Here is a 2,268-nt window from a genome sequence, read left to right on the forward strand (position 1 = left end):
CGTTGACACCATGTTCCATAAGCGAATGTCCACCCTTTCAAGCTGCGATCCATTGATGTGGATCAGGCCTGATCTGTTCATTTCACACCCAGGGACAATTAAGTATTTGTAAATACGACATTTTTTTGATCGTCTTTTACAAAGCCCGATTGCCTTGTGCGAAACTGCGTTCAGTTCGAGTCAAACTTAGCCGATTGGGGCGGCCTGCGGGGCGAAAACCTTCAGTTTGAGTTAATTCCGCTTTCGCGCGGTAGGGTTTCGTTAATACTGTTGCAGAAGTGCAACATGAGGATTGCACCAAGATATCGCCTGGCACAAGCCGATATATCGGCTGTACCCAGCAATGGTTCGGATAGTTGTCGATGAGCGAGTGCCTAAAGCGCGCTGCGTTTGAACGGATTCAGGCGAGGCGCTTTAGGTTTTCGTTTTTATGCGTGTCGTTCTCCCAAAACCGCAGCCACTTTTGGGCGACATGCATTAGTTGCCGTAACGCGAGGCGATGTCGCGAGACAGCGTCTCGCCTTCCTTCATGTAGCGGCTGATGGCTTCGGTCGCCGAGGGCGTGCACCTCGTATAGGTGCCGCCGAAGGAGCGGTAGCCGCGATTGAAGCTGGCAATGAAGCGGGCGCGCCGCTCGGCGTCCGGATTTTCCGAATCGAGCAGTTTTGTCATCTCGACACGCCACTGGTCGCCCTTTTCGCCGCACAGATTGCGCAGGAAATGCAGCGAGCCCAGAACCTCCGCCAGCCGCATCAACCCGGGCTCGAACGGCGACTCGGCGCTGAGCGCGGGCCGTATCGAAACGGTCGCGCCGACCGCAAGACACACGGCGAGGAGCATGGATGGACGATTCATAAGCCTTCTCTACCAGCTGCGTGGCTCTGCTAAACAGCATAAGTCTTTGTGGCGAAACAATTTGTGGCCCGCAAGTTGATTTCAGGACAGCAGTCCGGCGTTTCCGCCGGGGGCCAACAAGTCTTCGGCGACCGCGAATACCGAGCCTGCCAGCGGCAGCGCCGCCATCTCGCTGAGCGTATAGAAGGCCGCCGTCTCCGCATCGTCGCTGGCCACGGCCTCGCCGCCGGCATAGGCGGCGCCGAAGACTGTGAGGAGATAATCGACCGGGTGGCTGTCATCCCGGCCGTCGATGCGGATTTCCCGCAGCGGGCGATAATTTGTGGCACGCAAACCGGTTTCTTCCTGAAGTTCGCGCTCTGCCGCTGCCTCCAGCGTCTCACCAGGTTCGACCTTGCCGCCCGGAAAGGCATAGAGCCCTTGCGACGGTTGCCGGGCTCGCTTGACCAGAAGCACGGTGTCTGCCCGCACGACGGCGACCGAGACTGCCGGAAGTATTTTGCGCGCTTCGTTCATGGATTCCCAATCAGGCTGAAGGCCGGACAGTTGTGGACCGGCCAGCGTGGACAAGTTTTAGCGGTTGCGCAACGCCGGTTCCATCGCCACTTTCAGAAGCCGAACCTTTCGAAGGGCACCAATCGACCATGTGCGGACGTTTCGCCTTGACCGCGACGCCGGATCAGACCGCTGCCTTTCTGGACGTGGCGGGGCTTGAGGATTTTCCGGCGCGCTACAACATCGCCCCCACGCAGCCGATCCTGATGGCGGTCGCCGGCCCTCCGCAGGCGCCGGGCTCCAATCTGCCGGACCGGCAGCCAATGCTGGTGCGCTGGGGGCTGATCCCGACCTGGGTGAAGGATACACGCGAGTTTCCGCTGCTGTTCAACGCGCGCTCCGAAGGGGCTGCCGAAAAGGCGTCGTTCAAGGCCGCCATGCGCCATCGCCGCGCTTTGGTGCCGGCGTCCGGCTTTTATGAATGGCGGCAAACCGGTGGCAAGAAGGGGCAGCCTTACTGGATACGCCCCAGGCATGGCGGGTTGGTTGCCTTCGCCGGGCTGATCGAGACCTATGCCGAGCCGGGCGGTTCGGAAATGGACACCGGCGCCATCCTGACCATCAACGCCAATGCCGACATCGCGCATATCCACGACCGCATGCCGGTGGTGATCGACCCCAGGGATTTCGCCCGTTGGCTGGATTGCCGCACGCTCGAACCGCGTGATGTCGCCGATCTGTTGCGGCCGGCTCAGCTCGATTTCTTCGAGGCAATTCCGGTCTCCGACCTCGTCAACAAGGTCGCCAACACCGGACCGGAGATTCAGGAGCGGGGCGAGATCGGGCCGGAGCCCGAGAAGGTCAAGCGCCAGAAGTCCGGCGCGGACGACAGTCAGATGACGTTGTTCTAGCAGAGGG

Annotated in this window: 3 protein-coding genes; 1 reads left to right on the top strand and 2 read right to left on the bottom strand. The window is 60.4% G+C overall.

Translation table 11 applies throughout. The features are described from left to right. Positions 1 to 477: 477 nt before the first annotated feature. Positions 478 to 855 (bottom strand): TIGR02301 family protein, encoded by a 378-nt coding sequence (locus EN994_RS27935; RefSeq protein ID WP_013532565.1) that lies wholly within the window; start codon positions 853 to 855, stop codon positions 478 to 480. An 81-nt stretch (positions 856 to 936) separates the two neighbouring features. Further along, positions 937 to 1,371, bottom strand: a complete 435-nt coding sequence (locus tag EN994_RS27940) for an NUDIX hydrolase (protein WP_013532564.1) — start codon at positions 1,369 to 1,371, stop codon at positions 937 to 939. A gap of 128 nt (positions 1,372 to 1,499) precedes the next feature. Here EN994_RS27940 and EN994_RS27945 point away from each other — a divergent pair, with 128 nt between their 5' ends. Beyond that, a complete protein-coding gene (locus tag EN994_RS27945) occupies positions 1,500 to 2,261 on the top strand; it encodes an SOS response-associated peptidase (RefSeq protein ID WP_013532563.1) in 762 nt (253 codons plus the stop codon). Positions 2,262 to 2,268: the final 7 nt, after the last annotated feature.

This window comes from Mesorhizobium sp. M7A.F.Ca.CA.002.09.1.1 (assembly GCF_003998555.1).
In the GTDB taxonomy this organism is placed as follows: domain Bacteria; phylum Pseudomonadota; class Alphaproteobacteria; order Rhizobiales; family Rhizobiaceae; genus Mesorhizobium; species Mesorhizobium ciceri.